The sequence below is a fragment of the Nakamurella panacisegetis genome (assembly GCF_900104535.1).
GTDB lineage: Bacteria > Actinomycetota > Actinomycetes > Mycobacteriales > Nakamurellaceae > Nakamurella > Nakamurella panacisegetis.
Genome location: NZ_LT629710.1, coordinates 1,429,025 through 1,446,932 on the forward strand (window position 1 = coordinate 1,429,025; position 17,908 = coordinate 1,446,932).

15 protein-coding genes are annotated in these 17,908 nt (G+C 69.9%); 8 read left to right on the plus strand and 7 right to left on the minus strand.

Annotation, left to right across the window (positions count from 1 at the left end; genetic code table 11):
• Positions 1-207: 207 nt before the first annotated feature.
• Positions 208-1,395, minus strand: coding sequence for a xylose isomerase (gene xylA / locus BLS97_RS06260; protein ID WP_090481497.1), 1,188 nt, complete (start codon positions 1,393-1,395; stop codon positions 208-210).
• A gap of 102 nt (positions 1,396-1,497) precedes the next feature.
• On the opposite strand from xylA, the gene BLS97_RS06265 reads away from it, so the two are divergent.
• Together BLS97_RS06265 and lysX are read left to right on the plus strand one after the other, a co-directional pair.
• Entirely contained in the window at positions 1,498-2,745 is a 1,248-nt protein-coding gene (locus tag BLS97_RS06265) for an ROK family protein (protein WP_090475166.1), read from the plus strand.
• A 12-nt stretch (positions 2,746-2,757) separates the two neighbouring features.
• Positions 2,758-6,147 carry a bifunctional lysylphosphatidylglycerol synthetase/lysine--tRNA ligase LysX gene (lysX, locus tag BLS97_RS06270; RefSeq protein WP_090475168.1) on the plus strand — a complete coding sequence of 1,130 codons (3,390 nt, stop codon included), beginning with the start codon at positions 2,758-2,760 and terminating at the stop codon, positions 6,145-6,147.
• A gap of 10 nt (positions 6,148-6,157) precedes the next feature.
• On the opposite strand, the gene BLS97_RS06275 is transcribed toward lysX, so the two are convergent.
• Positions 6,158-6,472 carry an antibiotic biosynthesis monooxygenase family protein gene (locus BLS97_RS06275; RefSeq protein ID WP_090475170.1) on the minus strand — a complete coding sequence of 105 codons (315 nt, stop codon included), beginning with the start codon at positions 6,470-6,472 and terminating at the stop codon, positions 6,158-6,160.
• Between the two features lie 74 nt (positions 6,473-6,546).
• Positions 6,547-7,500 (minus strand): aldo/keto reductase, encoded by a 954-nt coding sequence (locus BLS97_RS06280; protein ID WP_090475172.1) that lies wholly within the window; start codon positions 7,498-7,500, stop codon positions 6,547-6,549.
• 184 nt (positions 7,501-7,684) lie between these two features.
• Here BLS97_RS06280 and BLS97_RS06285 point away from each other — a divergent pair, with 184 nt between their 5' ends.
• Entirely contained in the window at positions 7,685-8,248 is a 564-nt protein-coding gene (locus BLS97_RS06285; protein ID WP_090475174.1) for a TIGR03086 family metal-binding protein, read from the plus strand.
• Positions 8,245-8,628, plus strand: a complete 384-nt coding sequence (locus tag BLS97_RS06290) for a VOC family protein (RefSeq protein ID WP_090475176.1) — start codon at positions 8,245-8,247, stop codon at positions 8,626-8,628. The genes BLS97_RS06285 and BLS97_RS06290 overlap by 4 nt, the downstream gene beginning before the upstream one ends.
• 29 nt (positions 8,629-8,657) lie before the next feature.
• Here BLS97_RS06290 and BLS97_RS06295 read toward each other — a convergent pair whose 3' ends face one another.
• Positions 8,658-9,746: a DUF3533 domain-containing protein gene (locus BLS97_RS06295; protein ID WP_197676434.1), complete on the minus strand. Its 1,089-nt coding sequence runs from the start codon at positions 9,744-9,746 to the stop codon at positions 8,658-8,660.
• Positions 9,747-9,836: 90 nt separating this feature from the next.
• Here BLS97_RS06295 and BLS97_RS06300 point away from each other — a divergent pair, with 90 nt between their 5' ends.
• The 3 genes from BLS97_RS06300 to BLS97_RS06310 all read left to right on the plus strand — a co-directional run bounded on the left by BLS97_RS06300 (position 9,837) and on the right by BLS97_RS06310 (position 12,246).
• Positions 9,837-10,475 (plus strand): TetR/AcrR family transcriptional regulator, encoded by a 639-nt coding sequence (locus tag BLS97_RS06300; RefSeq protein WP_090475178.1) that lies wholly within the window; start codon positions 9,837-9,839, stop codon positions 10,473-10,475.
• 110 nt (positions 10,476-10,585) lie between these two features.
• Positions 10,586-11,491 carry a DMT family transporter gene (locus BLS97_RS06305; protein ID WP_090475180.1) on the plus strand — a complete coding sequence of 302 codons (906 nt, stop codon included), beginning with the start codon at positions 10,586-10,588 and terminating at the stop codon, positions 11,489-11,491.
• A 23-nt stretch (positions 11,492-11,514) separates the two neighbouring features.
• Positions 11,515-12,246, plus strand: coding sequence for an ArsR/SmtB family transcription factor (locus BLS97_RS06310; protein ID WP_090475182.1), 732 nt, complete (start codon positions 11,515-11,517; stop codon positions 12,244-12,246).
• 170 nt (positions 12,247-12,416) lie between these two features.
• Here BLS97_RS06310 and BLS97_RS06315 read toward each other — a convergent pair whose 3' ends face one another.
• Positions 12,417-14,804 (minus strand): ATP-dependent DNA ligase, encoded by a 2,388-nt coding sequence (locus BLS97_RS06315; protein ID WP_090475184.1) that lies wholly within the window; start codon positions 14,802-14,804, stop codon positions 12,417-12,419.
• A 33-nt stretch (positions 14,805-14,837) separates the two neighbouring features.
• Here BLS97_RS06315 and BLS97_RS06320 point away from each other — a divergent pair, with 33 nt between their 5' ends.
• The gene (locus BLS97_RS06320; RefSeq protein ID WP_231988387.1) at positions 14,838-16,067 is read left to right on the plus strand and encodes a cytochrome P450; all 1,230 of its coding nucleotides are present in this window, start codon (positions 14,838-14,840) and stop codon (positions 16,065-16,067) included.
• Between the two features lie 13 nt (positions 16,068-16,080).
• Here the strand turns inward: BLS97_RS06320 and BLS97_RS06325 are convergent, their stop codons facing one another.
• Together BLS97_RS06325 and BLS97_RS06330 are read right to left on the minus strand one after the other, a co-directional pair.
• A complete protein-coding gene (locus BLS97_RS06325) occupies positions 16,081-17,193 on the minus strand; it encodes a carboxylate-amine ligase (RefSeq protein ID WP_090481507.1) in 1,113 nt (370 codons plus the stop codon).
• A gap of 59 nt (positions 17,194-17,252) precedes the next feature.
• Positions 17,253-17,861 (minus strand): hypothetical protein, encoded by a 609-nt coding sequence (locus BLS97_RS06330; protein WP_090475185.1) that lies wholly within the window; start codon positions 17,859-17,861, stop codon positions 17,253-17,255.
• Positions 17,862-17,908 lie beyond the last annotated feature (47 nt).

The following is a 17,908-nucleotide window of genomic DNA, read 5'->3' on the forward strand; positions in this document are numbered from 1 at the left end:
GATGGCCCCGGTTCGAGACGTCGCGGAACCCGTGGCGGCCCGGAATCCTCGGTCGGCGACGGTATCCACGGCCGGGATCGGGCGAGACGGAGCCGGGACGAGGAAGAGCCCGCCGGTGAATGATCGCCGGGCGGGCTCTTCCTCGATCTCGGTGGCCGATCGGTGCGGCACTCCGGTCAGGGAGCTGACCAGGCGTCCGGCCGGGTGTTACCGCGCGCCGAGGGCGTGCTCGACGGCGAGCTGGTTCAGGTGGACGAACGCGTAGGAACGCTCGCCGGCCGCATTCGCGTCGAACGACTCGAACGCGGAGGTGTCGGCCAGCAGGTCGGCCGTCGTCTCGCCCGCGGCCAGGGTCGACTGCCCGAGCTCCGAGATCCCGGACGCGGCAAGCGCTTCCTGGACCTCAGGGTCGGCCCGATAGGCCAGGGCGCGCTCCTTGAGCAGCAGGTAGGTGCGCATGTTGGCCGAGGCCGACGCCCAGACCCCGTCGTACCCTTCGGTGCGGGACGGCTTGTAGTCGAAGTGACGCGGGCCGGTGTACTTCGGTCCGCCGCCCGGGAAGCCGTTCTCCACCACATCGACCGTGAAGAACGCGGACAGCAGGTCGCCGTGACCGAACACCAGGTCCTGGTCGAACTTGATGGACCGCTGGCCGTTGAGGTCGATGTGGAACAGCTTGCCGGCCCACAGCGCCTGGGCAATGCCGTGGGTGTAGTTCAGTCCGGCCATCTGCTCGTGCCCGGTCTCCGGGTTCACGCCGACGATGTCACCGTGCTCGAGGGTGGCGATGAAGGCCAGGGCATGCCCGACCGTCGGGAGCAGGATGTCGCCGCGCGGCTCGTTCGGCTTGGGCTCGAGGGCGATCTTGATGTCGTAGCCGGAGTCCTTGATGTAGGCGGCGACGGTGTCGACGCCCTCGCGGTAGCGGTCGAAGACGGCGTGCAGGTCCTTGGAGCCGTCGTACTCGCTGCCTTCCCGGCCGCCCCACATGACGAACGTCTCGGCGCCCAGTTCGGCGCACAGGTCGACGTTGCGGAGCACCTTCCGCAGCGCGAAGCGCCGGACGCTGCGATCGTTGGATGTCAGGCCACCGTCCTTGAACACCGGGTGGGAGAACAGGTTGGTGGTGATCATCGGGACGACCATGCCGGTGCGGGCCAGGGCGGCCCGGAAGTCCTTGAGGATCTTGTCGCGGGTGGCCACGTCGGAGCCGAACGGAACCAGGTCGTCATCGTGGAACGTGATACCCCAGGCGCCCAGTTCGGTGAGCTTCTCGACTGCTTCGATCGGGTCCAGCGGGGCGCGGGTGGCGTCACCGAACTGGTCCTTGCCCTGCCAGGAGACGGTCCACAGACCGAAACTGAAATGATCGGCGGTGGTGGGGGTGACTGGCATGACGGCGACTCCCTTGTCGGAGGTGGGAAACCGGGATGGAATCACCGGTTTCGATTTGTTGGTTGACTGAACTTATCCCCTCGACCCGCTAAGGTCAAGGACATGACCGAATTCGGCGTGATGACGTCCGGACGGACGCCGCTGACTCCGGCCCGGCAGGCGAGCCTGCGGGAACACAACCTGGGCATGGTCCTCGATCAGATCGTGAACGCGGCGACGCCGCCGTCGCGGGCCGACATCGCCGGGGCCACCGGGCTCACCCGGGCCACCGTCTCCGCCCTCGCCGACCATCTGCTGGCCGGCCGCCTCATCGCCGAGCTGGCCCCCGTGTCCAGCCAGCGGGCCGGTCGCCCGGCGGTGCCCCTCGTGCCGGCCGCCCGCACCCTGGTGGCCGTCGGACTGGAGGTCAACGTCGACTACCTCGGCGTCCGCGCCATCGACCTCACCGGCGCGGTCCTGGCCGAATCGGTGGAGCCCGGGGACTTCCGCAACACCCGACCGGAACCGGTCCTGGCCGCCCTGGCCGCCCTGTTCGCCGGTGTCGTCACCCCGCTGGAGGCCGAGGGGATCCCGATGGCCGGCTGTTACGTGGCCCTGCCCGGTCTCGTCGACCGGAACACCGGGCCGCTCCGGCTGGCCCCCAACCTGGGCTGGGAGTCGGTCGACGTGGTCGGCCTGCTCACCCGGAACCTGCAGATGAACGGCACTCCGGTGGCCCTGGCCAACGAGGCCAAACTGGCCGCCAGGGCCGAGGCCGAAGCCCGCCGCCCGGACGACGTGCATTCCTTCTTCTACGTCTCGGGCGAGATCGGCATCGGGGGGGCCATCGTCACCGACGGCGCCGTGGTGCCCGGCCGTCACGGGTGGAGCGGCGAGATCGGCCACACCCTGATCGATCCGAACGGACCCCTCTGCGGATGCGGAAGTCACGGCTGCCTGGAGCAGTACGCCGGCAAGGACGCGCTCATGCGCGCCGCCCGGTTGCCGCAGTCGGCACCGGTCCGAGCCCTGCTCGACTCGGTCGGCTCCCCCTCGACCGACACCGCCCTGGCCGAGGGGGGCCGCGCCCTCGGCATCGCCCTGTCCAATACGGCGAACCTGATCGATGTCGACACCCTGGTGCTCGGAGGGGTTTACACCAGCCTCGCGCCGTACCTGATCCCGCCCATCCAGCGGGAGCTGGCCGCCCGGGTCCTGTCCCACCGTTGGTCACCGGTCACCGTGCAGGCAGCCCGATCGGTCGACTACGCAGCGCTCACCGGCGGGGCCAAGACCGTCCTGGGGGACATCGTGATGGACCCGAACAGCTGGACCAGGAGAGTTTTGGCTGAACCCACACCCATTACCTAGTACCTTCCGGCTGTGCCCTCAGCTTCCGATGTCGCAGCACCGCCGGCCGACGACGGACGCCCGGCCACCCGACGCCGGGCGTCCGCGCGCCGAAGCGTGCCGATCAGCCCGTACCGGCCGGCGACCGACGGGCAGGAACGCGTAGCCCGCTGGACGATCCTGCTGTACGCGATCACGTCGGTCTTCGCCGCTGTGTCGTGGCCCGTGCGGCGGCTCACGGCCGACCGCGGCTGGGTCGACACGATCGCCGACGTCCTGAACCTGCCTCTGTCGCACAGCCTCTTCGCGGCCGTCCTGTTGTTCCTGCTGACCGGTTCTCTCTTGCGCCGCAAGCGGTTCGGGTTGTGGATCGTCATCTGGTTCGAGGCCATCAACGTCATCCTGGCCCTCCTGTTGGTCCTGCACGCGGCCACCCACCAGCGGATCCTCGTCCTGCGCGCGCTGTCGGTCGACGCCGCCACGCAGTGGGCCACCTATCTGGGGGGAGCCGTCGGGATCGCCGCCGTCCTGCTCCTGCTGTGGGCGCGGCCGGCCTTCCCGGCCCGGCGGTCGCCGGGTTCACGCTGGGCCACGTTCCTGACCCTGCTGATCGGCATGACCGCCTCGATCACCCTCGCGGTCGTGCTGGCCGAGGCCTACAACGGCTCGCTGAAGCATCCGTTCCTCCCGATCGCGCAGGGGCTGCGCGCTGCGCTGGGGCTGAGCACCGGCCTCAACACCAACCCGGACTTCCGGCATCTGCCGACCTGGATCACCTCGCTGTGCAGCACCATCTCGCTCATCGTGGTGCTGATCGCGGTCGGGGTGTTCCTGCGCTCGGGTCGCGCCCGGCAGACGATCGACCCGTCGACCGAGCTGACGATCCGGAAGCTGCTGCTCTCCGGCGCCCACGACGACTCCCTCGGCTACTTCGCCACCCGGCGCGACAAGACCGTGATGATGAGCCCGGACGGGAGGGCGGCCATCAGCTACCGGGTCATCGCCTCGGTCGCCCTGGCCTCGGCCGACCCGCTCGGGCCCAAGGACGCGTGGCCGGCCGCGATCGACGCCTGGCTGAACCAGGCCCGGACCTACGGCTGGGTGCCGGCCGCGCTGTCACCGGGCAAGGAGGCAGCGCAGGCCTACGTCGACGCCGGACTCCGGGCCATCCCGCTCGGCGACGAGGCGATCATCGACGTCTCGACCTTCACCCTCGCCGGGCCGGGCATGAAGGCGGTCCGGCAGGCCGTGGTACGGGTGGAGCGAGCCGGGTACACGGTCTCCATCCGCCGACACCGCGACATCGAGCCGGCAGAGATGGCCGAACTGGCCGACTGCGCCGAGGCCTGGCGCGGCGACGCCCCCGAGCGGGGATTCTCCATGGCCCTCTCCCGGCTCGGCGATCCGGCCGACGGCGCCTGCCTGATGGTGGTCGCGCACCGCCCGGACGGCTCCCCGGCCGGGTTGCTCTCCCTCGTGCCGTGGGGACGCCGTGGGGTCTCCCTCGACCTGATGCGTCGGGACCGGGACAGCATCAACGGTCTGGTCGAGATGATGGTGACCACGCTGATCGCCCGGAAGTCCGATTTCGGCCTCCGCCGGATCTCGCTGAACTTTGCGATGTTCCGGGCCGTGTTCGCCGAGGCCGAGGAATTCGGCGCCGGTCCGGTGACGAAACTGAACAACGCGGTCCTGGGCGTCTTCTCCCGCTTCTTCCAACTGGAGAGCCTCTACCGGTCCAACGCCAAGTACCGGCCGGCGTGGGTCCCGCGGTACCTGCTGATCGACTCGCCGCTGTCCCTGTTGCGGGTGTCGATCGCGGCCGGCGTGGCCGAGGGTTTCCTCCCGTCCATCGGTCGCCGCGAACGGCTCAACACCCCGCCCGCTCCGCCCTGGCTGGTCGAGGCGATCACCGAGGCCGAGGAACAGGCGTCCATCGCTCGTCCCGCCCCGCTGCGACGCCCGCGCGAGCAGGAACGGATCCGCCGCCAACGCCTCGCCGTCCTGGCCGACGCCGGGATGGAGGCCTACCCGGTGTCGGTCCCGAGGACCGGGTCGCTGCCGGAGGTGGTCGGCCATCCGGACGGGGCCGTGGTCAGCGCGACCGGGCGAATCGAATCGCTCCGCGACTTCGGCGGGGTCAGCTTCGGTGTCATCGCAGCCGAATCGGCTCGCCTCCAGCTGGTGCTGGACGCGTCGACGACGGACCCCGCCCTGCACTCGCTGTGGCGGCGCGCGGTCGATCGTGGCGACATCGTCAGCGCCACCGGAACTCTGGGTCACAGCCGGTCCGGCGAGCGCTCGCTGCTGGTGACCGATTGGCAGATGGCATCCAAGTCGCTCAAGCCGCTGCCGTCGAGCCGCACCGGCCTGACCGATCCGGAGGCCAGGGTCCGCAACCGTTCGGTCGACCTGATCGTCAATCCGGAGACCGGAGCCGTGCTGGCGGCCCGCAGCGTCGCCGTCGGCGCGCTCCGGACCGCCTTCTGGAACCGGGGTTTCCGGGAGGTGGAGACGCCGATCCTGCAGAGCGTGCACGGCGGCGCCACCGCCCGGCCGTTCACCACCCACATCAACGCCTACGACCGTGACCTCTCGCTCCGTATCGCGCCAGAGCTGTTCCTCAAGCGCCTCATCGTGGGCGGGACCGGTCCGATCTTCGAGATCGGACGGAACTTCCGGAACGAGGGCGCCGACGCCACCCACAACCCGGAGTTCACCTCGCTCGAGGCCTACCTTCCGTTCGCCGACTACCACCGGATGCGGCAGATCACCACGGACGTCATCCGGGAGGTGGCGACAGCCGTTCACGGAAGCCCGATCGCCATGCGGCCCAACACTCTCGGTATCGTGGAGCCGGTCGACCTTTCAGCCCCATGGGGCGTCGTCGCGGTGCACGACGCGGTGAGCGCGGCCTGCGGCACCACGATCGATCCCGGCACGCCGGCCGACAAGCTCCAGCGGATCGCGCTCGCCCACCAGGTTCCGGCCCCGGACGGCATGACCGCGGGCGAGATCGTCATGGATCTCTACGACCACCTGGTGGAGCCCAAGACCTTCGCCCCGACCTTTTACACGGATTTCCCGATCGAGACCTCGCCGCTGACCCGCACCCATCGTGCGGATCCTCGCCTCTCCGAGCGGTGGGATCTGGTGGCGTTCGGGATGGAGATCGGCACGGCCTACTCCGAGTTGGTCGACCCGGTCGATCAACGGGCCCGGCTGACCGAGCAGTCGCTGCGGGCCGCCGCCGGTGACGAGGAGGCAATGGAACTCGACGAGGACTTCCTGAGCGCGATGGAGATCGGCATGCCGCCGACCGGGGGCCTCGGCCTCGGCGTCGACCGCCTGGTCATGATGCTCACCGGCACGGCCATCCGCTCGGTCCTGACGTTCCCGTTCGTACGGCCGCTGGACATCTAGCGCGGCCGCGTCAGCCGGTTCGGATCTCGAGCTGCTCTCCGACCTCGGCGAAGTGCTCGACCGATGGGAACGGCTCGTAGAAGTGGTGCAGCTGCGCCTTCCACTGCTGGTATTCCGGCGAGCCGCGGAAACCCTCGGTGTGGTCGGTGAGCTGCTCCCAGCGCACCAGCAACAGGTAGACGTGCGGCCGCTCCAGGCATCGTGACAATGTCAGATCGACGAAGCCCGATCGACCCGCGATGATCGGACGGGCCAACGCGAACGCGGCCTCGAACTCCGCTTCGCGCCCCGGGATCACCGGTAGCAGCGCATGTTCCAGAATCATCGACGTCTCCGCTGGGCTGCATTCCCTGTCCCTGATCGCCGAAGGCGACCAGGGACCGGACGGTACCTGGTGGGTCAGGCCGAGGCGGCGGTCAGGGCATCCAGCTGGGCGGTGCTCAGATTCAGGTGCGCCGAGGCGATCAGGCTCTCGACCTGGGCGAGCTTGCTGGCGCTGGCGATCGGCGCGATGACGGTGGGCTGCGCCGCCAGCCACGCGAGGGCAACGCTGGTGACCGCGGCGCCCCGCTCGGCGGCGATCTGGTCCAGCGCCGCCAACACCTTGCGGCCGCGTCCGTCCAGGTACCGCGCAGCACCTTCGCCCCGCGGCGACCGGCCGTCGGCCGCGCCCGTGCGGTACTTACCGGTCAGAAAGCCGCTGGCCAGGGCGGAATACGGTACGGTGACGAGGTTCTCGCGGTCGACGACCTCCTGCAGAGCACCTTCGAACTCGTCGCGGTGCACCAGGTTGTAGTGCGGTTGCACGGCCACGTACCGCGGCGCCGACAGCTCGTCAGCGACCCTCAACGACTCGGTCAGCCGCTCGGCGGTGAAGTTCGACGCAGCCAGTGCCCGTACCTTGCCCTCGGCCACCAGTTCGGCGAAAGCGCCTATCGTCTCGGCGATCTCCACCGACTCGTCGTCGCGATGCGCGTAGTAGAGGTCGATGTAGTCGGTGCCGAGCCGGCGCAGCGAGGCCTCAACACCCTTGCGAATGCTCTCCCGGGACAGACCCTTGGCATCGGGGTGGGAACTGACCTTCGTGGCGATGACCACGTCGGCCCGATGGCCACGGGCAGCCAGCCACTTGCCGATGATCGTCTCGGACTCACCGCCGGAGTTGCCGGGGGCCCACAGCGAGTAGACATCGGCGGTGTCGATGAAATTGCCGCCGCCCGCGACGTAGGCGTCCAGGATCTCGAACGACGAGTCCTCGTCAGCCGTCCATCCGAAGACGTTCCCGCCCAGCGACAGCGGGAACACGCTCAGGTCGGTGCCGGGAATGGTGCGCGTGACGGTGGCCTGCGTCATGGCTGGAACTCCTTCGTTCGGGGTCTGGTCGTCATCTCGTTCCAACCGGTACCCGGGCCGGCCGATGCCGCGTCGGCACCGTGTCGCCGGTCACAACCGAGGCGTCCGGCGTCGGCGTCCGCGCCGTCACCGCCCTTCGGTGGTGGCCGTTTGGACCGTTCTCGGGCTGGCTACTGTTGATCCCATGGACGATCTCGCTGCGCACCGATCGGCACTCCGTCAGTTCGGGAGCCGGGTGGAGCTGATCCGGGACGATCAGTGGCACGCCGCCACCCCGGACACCGAGTGGGATGTCACCGACCTGGTCAGACACCTGGTGTACGAGCAGTTGTGGGCCCCGCCGTTGCTGGCCGGGAAGACGATCGCCGAGGTCGGGGACGCCTTCGAGGGCGACATCCTGGGCGACGATCCGAAGGCGGCCTGGACGTCGGCCGCCGCCGCCGCGCGGGCCGCGTTCGCCGAACCCGGCGCCCTGACCCGCACGGTGCACCTGTCATTCGGCGACGTGCCCGCCTCGGAGTACCTGTGGCAGATGGTGACGGACCTGGTGGTGCACAGCTGGGACCTGGCGCGCGCGATCAAGGCCGACGAGCAGATGCCGAACGACCTGCTCTACGCCACGCTGGAACTGGTGAAGGCGACGATCGGAGACTGGTCCGGCTCCGGGCTCTTCGCGCCGCCGATCCCGGTGCCGGGCTGCACCGACGACCTGACCGAACTGCTCGCCCTGACCGGACGGTCCCGATGACGGCGGGGCCGTCCCTGACCCTGTGGGGCGTGGTGCTCGGTTCGCCGGATCCGGTGGCCCTGGCCTCGTTCTACGAACGACTCCTGGACTGGGAACGGCGATCGGGCGAGGACCCGACCTGGGTCACCTCCGGCCCCCGGGGCAGCGATGCCCGGCCGGGGCTGTCATTCCAGCTGGAGGAGAACCATGTGCCGCCGGCGTGGCCGGCCGAGCCGGGCGAGCAGCAGATGCAGATCCATCTGGACATCCTGGTCGACGACCTCGATGCGGCCGGGGAGAAGGCGACCGCACTCGGGGCGACCCTGGCCGGATTCCAGCCGCAGGAGGACGTCCGGGTCTACCTGGACCCGGCCGGTCACCCGTTCTGCCTGTTCACCTGATCTCGCCGGTTCCCTGACCCGGACACCGGTCAGGCCAGCGCCTGGGTGCCGTCGGCCCGCAGGCTGCGCCGTTGGATCAGGTGGGAACCGGCGATCGCCACGGCCGCGCCGGCCACGGCGTAGATCGCGATGACGACGAGATGGCCGGTGATCCCGTTGCTGCCCAGATAGACGATGCGGCGGACGGCGTCGGTCCCGGCGCCGTTGGGCAGCGCGTTGCTCAGGGCCCGCCAGAACGGTGGGAGCAGGGTGGTCTGGTAGGCCCCGCCGGCCGACGGGTTGCCCAGGACGACGAAGACCAGCACGGTGATCCCGATGCCGATCACCCCGAACAGCACCTGGAACGCCATGGTGGCGGCGGCGGCCGACGCCACGAGCAGCGCGCCGAGCCACCAGAGGGACATGAAGTGTCCGGTCAGGGCACCCAGGACCTGATCGACGATCAGGGCGCCACCGAGCCCGGACACGATGGCGTACGGGACGATCGCGATCAGCCGGAACCAGGCGCGACGGGGAGTGGCCGGGCGAGCGCCGGCGGCCACCCCGAGCAGGGAGGCAACCAGGTATCCGCCCACCAGCCAGCCGATCACCAGGTAGAAGCCGGTGAGGCCGCGACCGTCGCCGCCCTGCAGCGGCACGATGTCGGTGACCGTGACGGTCCGTTTCTGCGCGGCTTCGACCTGATCGATGACGGACGTGACGGCGCCGGACACCGACACCCCACCTCCGCTGGAGGTGAGCAGGGTGTCGGCGGTCCCCTGCGGGTCGACGAGGAGCGCGGCGGACAGTTCCCCGTTCCGGATCTGACGCTCGGCGGTCTCCCGATCGGTGACGACGGTGGCCCGTAGTGGGGTGCCGGTTATGACGTTGAGCTGGGCGGCCACCTGATCCGAGGCCTGAGCCGACGAGGACACCACCGCCAGCGGGATGTTCTTCGGCGTGGGGGCGTGGAAGGCACCGACGTAGGACAGCACGAAGCCGAGCTGCAGCAGCAGCACCCCGACGATCAGGGCGACGGTCCGGAGGGCGACAGCATCCTTGAACTCGGCCCAGATTCCCTGCGGGGGCGCTGCCTCTTCCGGGACCTCGTGCCGACCGTGTCCGACTGATGTGCTCACCGTTGCCGCCTCTTCGCTTCGTTCGCTGCTCATATTCCGATACACTAACGTATCGGATACACAATCGCATCGAGTGTGACGGAGTGCTCCATGCCCGCTTCTTCCCCGGTCCCCAAGGTGACCAAACGCCGGGCCGAGACCCGGGCCCGGCTGCTGGCCGCCGCGGCCGATACCTTCGCCGAGCTGGGCTTCGGCCGGAGCACGGTCGAGGACGTCTGCGAGCGGGCCGGGTACTCCCGCGGTGCGTTCTACTCGAACTTCAGCAGCCTCGACGAGTTGTTCTTCGTGATGTACGAACAGCGCTCGATCGAGGTCGTGGACAGGGCGTCGACTGCGGTGGACGAGGCCCTCCGCGCGGCCGCCGGTGCTCCCCTGTCCGTCGGGGAGGTGATGGATCGGGTCCTGGCCGCCCTGCCGGTGAGCCGGGACTCCGAGTTGCTCAAGCTCGAGTTCTTCGCCCACGCCGTTCGGCACCCGGAGGTGGCCGCGGCCCTGGTGGAGCAACGCCGACGGCTGCGTGAGGAGTTGCTCCCCGTCCTGCGGATCGGGCTGGCCGCCGCTGGACTCGACCCGGACGCCGTGGACCTGGACGACGTGGCCCGGGTGGTGCTGGCCCTGCAGGACGGCCTGTACTTCCAGGAGCTGCTGGAGCCGGGGGACGCGCGGTTGGAGACCTTGCGCCACCACGCCCTCACGACCGCCCTGACCCGGGCGGCAACGACGAGCTGACCAGGACGCAGGCGGGCGCCCCCGAACCGTCCGTCCGATTGGCGCCGTAGTCCATTTCGCCGTACGACGGTTCGGTCCTCGCCGAACAATGGTGCTTCTATGGTCGGGTCATGACCACCTTGGAGCAGCCTCGCGCCGCCGGATCCGGTACCCGGACGGCCGGCGTCGTCATCGCGGCGATCGCCGTCACCGTCCTGGCCTGGGCCTCCGCCTTTGTCACCGTCCGGAGCGTGCGAACCGACTTCGATCCTGGCGCTCTGGCCCTCGGACGGCTGCTGGTCGGCAGTGTCGCCTTGGCCGTCGCCCTCCGGATCAAAGGTGGCTGGGTCCGCCCGCACCGTCGCGAATGGCTGCTGATGGCCCTCTGCGGGGTGTGCTGGTTCGGCGTCTACAACGTCTCGCTGAGCGCGGCCGAGCGGCAGCTGGACGCCGGGACCACGGCGATGTTGGTCAATGTGGGTCCGATCCTGATCGCGCTGCTGGCCGGGGCGGTGCTCGGGGAGGGCTTCCCACGGTGGCTGCTGATCGGAGCCGGGATCGCGTTCGCCGGAGCGATCCTGATCGGGGTGGCCAGCCGATCAGGGCCGGGCGGCGCCACCCTGGGCGGCGTGGCCCTCTGCCTGCTGGCCGCGGCGTGTTGGGCGATCGGGGTCACGGCGCAGAAGAAGGTCCTCGGGCGGCTGCCGCCGCTCCAGGTGACCCAGATCGCGTGCACGATCGGCGCGGTCGCCACTCTGCCGTTCTCCGGCCAGCTGATCGGGAACCTCTCCCGCGCAACGACATCCGGTGTGCTGTCCGTCGTGTACCTCGGGCTGGTGCCGACCGCTCTGGCCTTCGGCACGTGGGCGTTCGCGTTGTCGAGGATGAACGCCGGACGGCTGGGCATCACCACCTACCTGGTGCCACCACTGACCATCGCTCTGTCCTGGCCCTTGCTGGGCGAGGTCCCGGCCGTCCTGGCCCTGGGCGGCGGGCTGATCGCGCTGGTCGGGATAGCCGTGAGCCGGCGCCGATGACGCATAGGGGACGGACAGCGACAATGGCCGGTGTGGTGGTCACCCCCGACTCCGTCGCCCGATTCGCCGGGCTGCTGGCCGATCGCAGCCGGGTCGCCATGTGCCTGGCGCTGATCGACGGCCGCGCCTGGACGGCCGGCGAACTGGCCACCCACGCGGGCATCAGCCGGTCCACCGCGAGCGAGCATCTCTCGGCCCTGGTGACGGCCGGCATCCTGGCCCAGGAACATCAGGGCCGGCATCGGTATCTGCGGTTGGCCGGGCCCGAGATCGCCCAGCTGATCGAGGATCTGGTCGCCGTCGTCGGAGTCCCACAGCAGCCGAACTCACTGCGCTCGGTCCGCGCGGCCGGGCAGTTGCAGGCGGCCCGTACCTGCTACGACCATGTCGCCGGGGATCTGGGTGTGGCCGTGTTCGATGCCCTGGTCCGTCGCCGGCTGATCGATGTCGCCGACGGCCTGCGGCTCACCCCGTCCGGGCGTGACTTCTTCGTCGACTTCGCCGGCCCCGACGCAGTGGCGCCGCACCGTTCGCGACCGCTGCTCCGCACCTGTCTGGACTGGACGGAACGGCGTCATCACCTCGGCGGTGCACTCGGAGCGGTTGTGCTGCAGCAACTCCTGGCCCGGGGCTGGGTGGTGCGGGCCGCCCGGCACCGCGCCCTGGCGGTCACCGGAGACGGCGCCATCGGCCTGAAGGCCGCCTTCGGCGTCGACGTCCCGGCCACCCCTGACGCGGATCGGCTCGGGGCCTGAGTTCGCAGCGGCCACCGCTGGCCTCCGCCATCTCGAACCGGGCGAATCCCACGAAACTCGTTCGGTCTCCGGCCTGACGGCGGTTGTCACCGAGGGCCCTGACCTGTCCCTGCTGCTGCCGCTGGACCGCTCCGGCTGACCAGGACGGCCCGAGTCCCTCACACTTGCACTCAGGGCCGCAGGTCGTCCACCGACTTGTCCGGTCGGAGGCCACGCCAGACGGGGTGCCGGAGGCGCCCCTCGGGCGTCCATTCGCTGTAGACCACCTCGCCGACCAGCGTCGGCCGGACCCATTGCACGCCTAGCGTCTCGGCCCGGGTCAGCGACTCGCTGATCGGGGAGGTGTTGCGGGCCAGCGGCTTCAACTCCGCGAGCAGGTCGTCGAGGGCGACGTCGGAGAACCCGGAACCGACCGCCCCGATGTAGCGGAACCCGTCCCCCGACGGCAGGCCCATCAGGACTCCACCGATCCCGTCCGCGCGACGGCCCTTGCCCGGGCGCCAGCCCACGATCACCATCTCCTGGTCGCGGGTGTTCTTCACCTTGATCCAGGTGTGCGACCGCTTCCCGGGCATGTACGTCGAGCCGGCCTTCTTCGCGACGATCCCTTCCCACCGCTGCTCGATGCTGTGGGCCAACGCGTCCACGGCCGGCCCGGGCAGCTGATCCGGCACGGAGACCGGGCCACCGCCCGGCCGCAATGCCTCCAGCAGCCGACGACGATCGTCATAGGTCTTGCGCAGCAACGACACTCCATCCAGGTACAGGATGTCGAACACCAGCAGCCGCACCGGCACCTCGGGCGCCACGCGCGCGATGTCCGCCGGCCGGGTCAACTTCATTCGCCGCTGCAGCAACCCGAAGTCCGACCGGCCGTCGGCGTCCATGGCCACGATCTCCCCGTCCAGCACCACCACGTGCCCGGCCAGCGTCCGGGACAGCTCCCGCAGCTCCGGATACGAGGCGGTGACGTCGTTGCCGTTCCGGCTGACCAGGCGGAAGTAGTCGTCGGCGACCTCGACGATCGCCCGGACGCCGTCCCACTTCCCCTCGAATCGCCAGTCGTCACCGGAGAGATCCCCGATGACGCCGGGCGAGGCTAGCATCGGCCGCAGGTCGGTCGGCGGCCTCGGATGTGCGATCTTCCGGTCCGGTCCGAACTTGCGGCCCTCCTGCGGCACAACGGGTTCCAGGTCGGACTGGCCCTTGGTGCGGTGCATCAGCCATTGGTTGCCCCTGGCTGCATCGCCCGGTCCGGCTCCGCGTCTGGTCCGGATCAGCGCGAAGCGCCCGGTTGCCCGCTTCCCGAAGAGCGTGACGATCACTTCCCCGTCGCGCCATTTCTCCAATTCGTACGTACCGGAATCCCAGATCGTGACGTCGCCGCCGCCGTACTCACCGTGATTGATACTGCCCTCGAAGTCCTTGTACTCCAACGGATGATCCTCGGTCTGCACGGCCAGACGATTCTCCTTCACCGTGTGCGGGATGCCGCGCGGGACCGCCCAGGAGACGAGCACGCCCTCGTGCTCCAGCCGGAAGTCCCAGTGCAGGGCAGTGGCGTGGTGTTCCTGGATCACGAAGGTGTGGCCGGTCGGCGCCGGGGCCGGTGCGTCGGCCCCCGGCACCGGCTCCGGCGTGCGATCGGCCGACCGTTTCGACCGGTAGGCGGCCAGCTTCCGCGAGACCGAGCCGGAGACGTCGAACGGGTTGAGACCACCGCGCAGGCGCTCCAGTACTTCCCGATATTCCAGATGGCGCAGGTCCGGATCCTCGAGCTCCTCCCAGGTCCGGGGGGCGGCCACCGTCGGGTGGTCCCGCCCGCGCAGCGAATACGGAGCAATGGTGGTCTTGTTGCCGTTGTTCTGCGACCAGTCGATGAACACCTTGCCCGGCCGCAGGACTTTCGCCATCTTGGACACCACCAGGCTCGGCATGTCCTGCTCCACCGTCTCGGCCAGCAGCCGCGCGAACGTCGAGACCTCCTCCGAATTCTGCCGTCCGGGCAGCGGAACGTACAGGTGCAGCCCCTTCGACCCGCTGGTCACCGGATAGGCGACGAGCTTCAGGTCGGTCAGCCGTTCCCGGATGGCCCGGGCCACCTCGGCACATTCGGCCAGACCGACCTCCGGGCCCGGATCGAGGTCGAACACGGCCCGATCGGGATTGCCGCGTTCCCCATCCGGGGTGAACTTCCATTGGGGCACATGCAGTTCCAGCGAAGCATTCTGGCCCATCCAGGCCAGCGCGGCCGCCGACTCGATCAGCGGGTAGGAGACCACCCGGTCGGAATGCCGGATCTCCCGGGTCGGGATCCACGACGGAAATCCCTTGTCGACGTTCTTGTGGAAGAACGGGTCGGTGCCGACTCCGTTGGGCCAGCGTTTCCGGGTCACCGGGCGGCCCTCGATCAGCGGGATCATCGCCGGCGCGACTTCGGCGAAGTATCCGATGACGTCGGCCTTCGTCGTGCCCGTGGCCGGATACAGCACCTTGGACAGATTGGTCAGGCTGAACCGATGTCCGTCCATCTCGACCTGCGCGCGCTCACCCGCCATGGGAGCGATCGTAGGCGTGTCCTACGCTGACTTGTGCCTGTCGACTTCAATCCCGCCGCCGTCGGATTCGATCCGGCCGATCCCGCGTTCATCGCCGACCCGTATCCGGTCTACACGAAAATGCGCGAGATCGGGCCGGTGCTGTACTACCCGAGCCGGGATGTCCACCTGCTCACCGGCTTCGCCGAGGTGAACGCTGCCCTCCGCGACCGGCGCCTTGGTCGGGCCTACCGCCAGCGGTACACCGACGAGGAGTTCGGACAGCCGGGCGACGATCCCCGCTGGCCGCATTTCTACGCCTCGGAACGGTGGTCCCTGCTCAACATCGAACCGCCGGACCACACCCGGCTCCGTCGCCTGGTGACCAAGGTGTTCACCGCCCGGTCGATTGCCGCCCTGCGTCCACAGATCCAGACGTTGGCCGATCAGCACCTCACCGCGGCCCTGGCCGACGGCGGGCGGTTCGAACTCATCTCGGACTACGCGCAGCCGTTCTCGGTGGCCGTCATCTGCACCCTGCTGGGCGTGCCGCTGCCCGACGGTCCGCGCCTGCTGGCCTGGTCGCACCGAATCGTGAAGATGTACGAGTTCTCCACCTCCGACGACGAGCGGGCCGAGGCCGATCGGGCCGCGGCCGAGTTCATGGAATACATCCTGGCCCTGATCGAAGCGCGTCGGGAGCACCCGGAGGACGACCTGATCACCGAACTGGTGCAGGTCGCGGATCTGGGTGATCGGCTGACCGTGGACGAGATCGTCAGCACCGTCATCGTTCTGCTCAACGCTGGGCACGAAGCGACGGTCAACACGCTGGGCAACGGGATGCGCGCCCTGCTCACCCACCCCGACCAGTGGGCCCGGGTGCTGGACGGCGCAGTGGCGCCGGCCACGGTGGTCGAGGAGATGCTGCGCTGGGACGCGCCCCTGCAGTTGTTCGAGCGCTGGGTCCTCGAGGAGGGTGTGGTCATCGGCGACCGCGAATTCCGGGTCGGCGAGCGGATCGCCATGATGTTCGGCTCGGCCAACCGCGACCCGCGCCGGTTCCCCGATGCCGACCGGTTCGATGCGGGGCGCGGCGAGTCGACACACATCGGCTTCGGCGGCGGACTGCACTTCTGCATCGGCGCCCCGCTGGCCCGGCTGGAGCTGGAGACCTCGGTCGCGCTGTTGCGCCAGCACCCCGGCCTGGTGCTGGCCGCCGAGCCCGAGTACCACCCGGCGTTCGTCATCCGCGGTCTCACCGGTTTGTCGCTGGCCACCTGACGGCCCCCCGGAGCTACCCCAGCGTGCGCCGCACCACGTCCAGCACGACGTCGTGCAGGTCACCTCGGGCCGAATGGGCGCGACGCTGCTGGTCGGCGCCGGTGCCGCGCTGCCGCAGCCGATCCAGGCCACCGGCCACCAACGCGGAGTCGCCGTTCGCCTCCAGCGCCGGCCCGACGAACTCGGCCAACGTGCGCAGCACGTCGAAGGCCGGTGCCACCCGCCGAGTGAGCGGATCGAACAGCTCGTCCCGGAGTCCGTGGCGGGCGGACCGCCAGGCGGCGGCCCGCAGCAACTCCGGGCGGTACGCGGGCGCCGGCGCACCGGATCGCCAGTCGGCGCTGGCAGTGTCGACCAGAGCCCGGCAGAGGACGGCCACCAGCACCGCGTCGTCCACGTCGGTGCAGACATCGGCCACCCGGATCTCGACCGTCGGGTAGTGGGCCGAGAGCCGGGCGTCGAAGTAGATCATGCCGTCGTCCATCGCCGCCCCGCTGCTGAGCAGGTCGGCAATGGCTGCGTCGTAACCTCTTTCGTCTCCGAAGCCGGCGGTCGGGCCGGCGGTCGGCCACAACGCCCAGACGACGGTCCGGTAACTCTGGTACCCAGAGTCCTGGCCCTGCCAGTAGGGCGAGTTCGACGAGATCGCCGTGATCAGCGGCAACCAGGGTGCGATGCGGTCCAGCACCGCCACCCCTTCGCCCCGCGACTCGATCGAGACGTGCACATGCTGACCGCAGGTCAGTTGTTGCCGGGCCAGCAGCCCGAATTCGTCGATCATGTCCCGATAGCGCCGATCCGGCGTCGGGGTGGGGCGCACCTTGCGCGGACTGGTCGCCGCGGCGGCCAGCTGGACCCCGTTGGCGGCGGCCACGGAGGCCAGCTCGTGCCGCAGCCGACGCAGGTCGTTGGCCAGCTCGTCGGCCGAAGTGGTGGGGCGGGAACCGATCTCGGCCTGCTCGGCCTTGAACTCGTGCTCGATCGGGGGTTGCTCCGGGTCGGCCCCACGCTCGCCGCGGCGCGCCCCGGCCTCGGCCACCACCTGCTCGCCGACCGCCGCGGGGACCCCGTCCGCCGGGTTCACCAGCAGCAGTTCCTCTTCGACCCCCACCGTTCGCTTCGGCATGACCGCTCCCATGCCCGCGCTCGGGCCGGACCAAACCGGAGACCGACCGGCCGCGGGACTCACGCGCCCGTGACACCCAGGTCGATCGTGGTGGTCACCCGGACCAGGCTGGGCCGAGCGGGCGTCGACCCGAATCCGAAGCGGACCGGTGGTTCGACGTCGGCCAGGGAGCCCAGATCGACGCCGTCCCACGTCGCGTCAACCGTCGCGATGCGGTGCAGGTCCAGTGCGGCGTACCACTCGCGCCGGCCCCCGCCGGCCGTGCCTCGGGTCCGCACGCCGGGCATCACCAGGGCCGCGATGGGATCGAGCAGGGCGCTCCACCAGCGGGCCCGGGCCAGCGGCCGCGGAACGACGGACAGCAACCGGCCGAGCACACCGCGCGAGCCGGTGGTGATGACCAGCCGCAGCGGACCGGCAGCGATCGACCACCGCGCGCCGTCCCGGGTGTAGCTGACCGGCACCACCGAGATCTCGTCGAACCGGTAGGTCCCGGCGATGAAGTCGGCCACCTCGGCGCTCGGGGCCAGCAGGGTCCGCCGGCCGTCGGGACGTTCCACCATCACGTCGGCGATCGGCCCCAGCGGGGACGAGGGCCACAGCCCGACCACCAGCCGGGTCCCGGACGTCGTACCCACACCGGCAATCACTCCGTCGAAGATCAGCATCGCGAACCCATCGCACCACCCGGGGCCCGCCCCGGCTCGAACGCCAC

Coding starts and splice junctions, on each gene's coding strand:
- BLS97_RS06330 (WP_090475185.1), bottom strand. CDS start 17,861: ATGCTGATCTTCGACGGAGTGATTGCCGGTGTGGGTACGACGTCCGGG.
- BLS97_RS06305 (WP_090475180.1), top strand. CDS start 10,586: ATGACCACCTTGGAGCAGCCTCGCGCCGCCGGATCCGGTACCCGGACG.
- BLS97_RS06265 (WP_090475166.1), top strand. CDS start 1,498: ATGACCGAATTCGGCGTGATGACGTCCGGACGGACGCCGCTGACTCCG.
- BLS97_RS06325 (WP_090481507.1), bottom strand. CDS start 17,193: ATGCCGAAGCGAACGGTGGGGGTCGAAGAGGAACTGCTGCTGGTGAAC.
- xylA (WP_090481497.1), bottom strand. CDS start 1,395: ATGCCAGTCACCCCCACCACCGCCGATCATTTCAGTTTCGGTCTGTGG.
- BLS97_RS06290 (WP_090475176.1), top strand. CDS start 8,245: ATGACGGCGGGGCCGTCCCTGACCCTGTGGGGCGTGGTGCTCGGTTCG.
- BLS97_RS06275 (WP_090475170.1), bottom strand. CDS start 6,472: ATGATTCTGGAACATGCGCTGCTACCGGTGATCCCGGGGCGCGAAGCG.
- BLS97_RS06285 (WP_090475174.1), top strand. CDS start 7,685: ATGGACGATCTCGCTGCGCACCGATCGGCACTCCGTCAGTTCGGGAGC.
- BLS97_RS06300 (WP_090475178.1), top strand. CDS start 9,837: ATGCCCGCTTCTTCCCCGGTCCCCAAGGTGACCAAACGCCGGGCCGAG.
- BLS97_RS06280 (WP_090475172.1), bottom strand. CDS start 7,500: ATGACGCAGGCCACCGTCACGCGCACCATTCCCGGCACCGACCTGAGC.
- BLS97_RS06315 (WP_090475184.1), bottom strand. CDS start 14,804: ATGGCGGGTGAGCGCGCGCAGGTCGAGATGGACGGACATCGGTTCAGC.
- BLS97_RS06310 (WP_090475182.1), top strand. CDS start 11,515: ATGGCCGGTGTGGTGGTCACCCCCGACTCCGTCGCCCGATTCGCCGGG.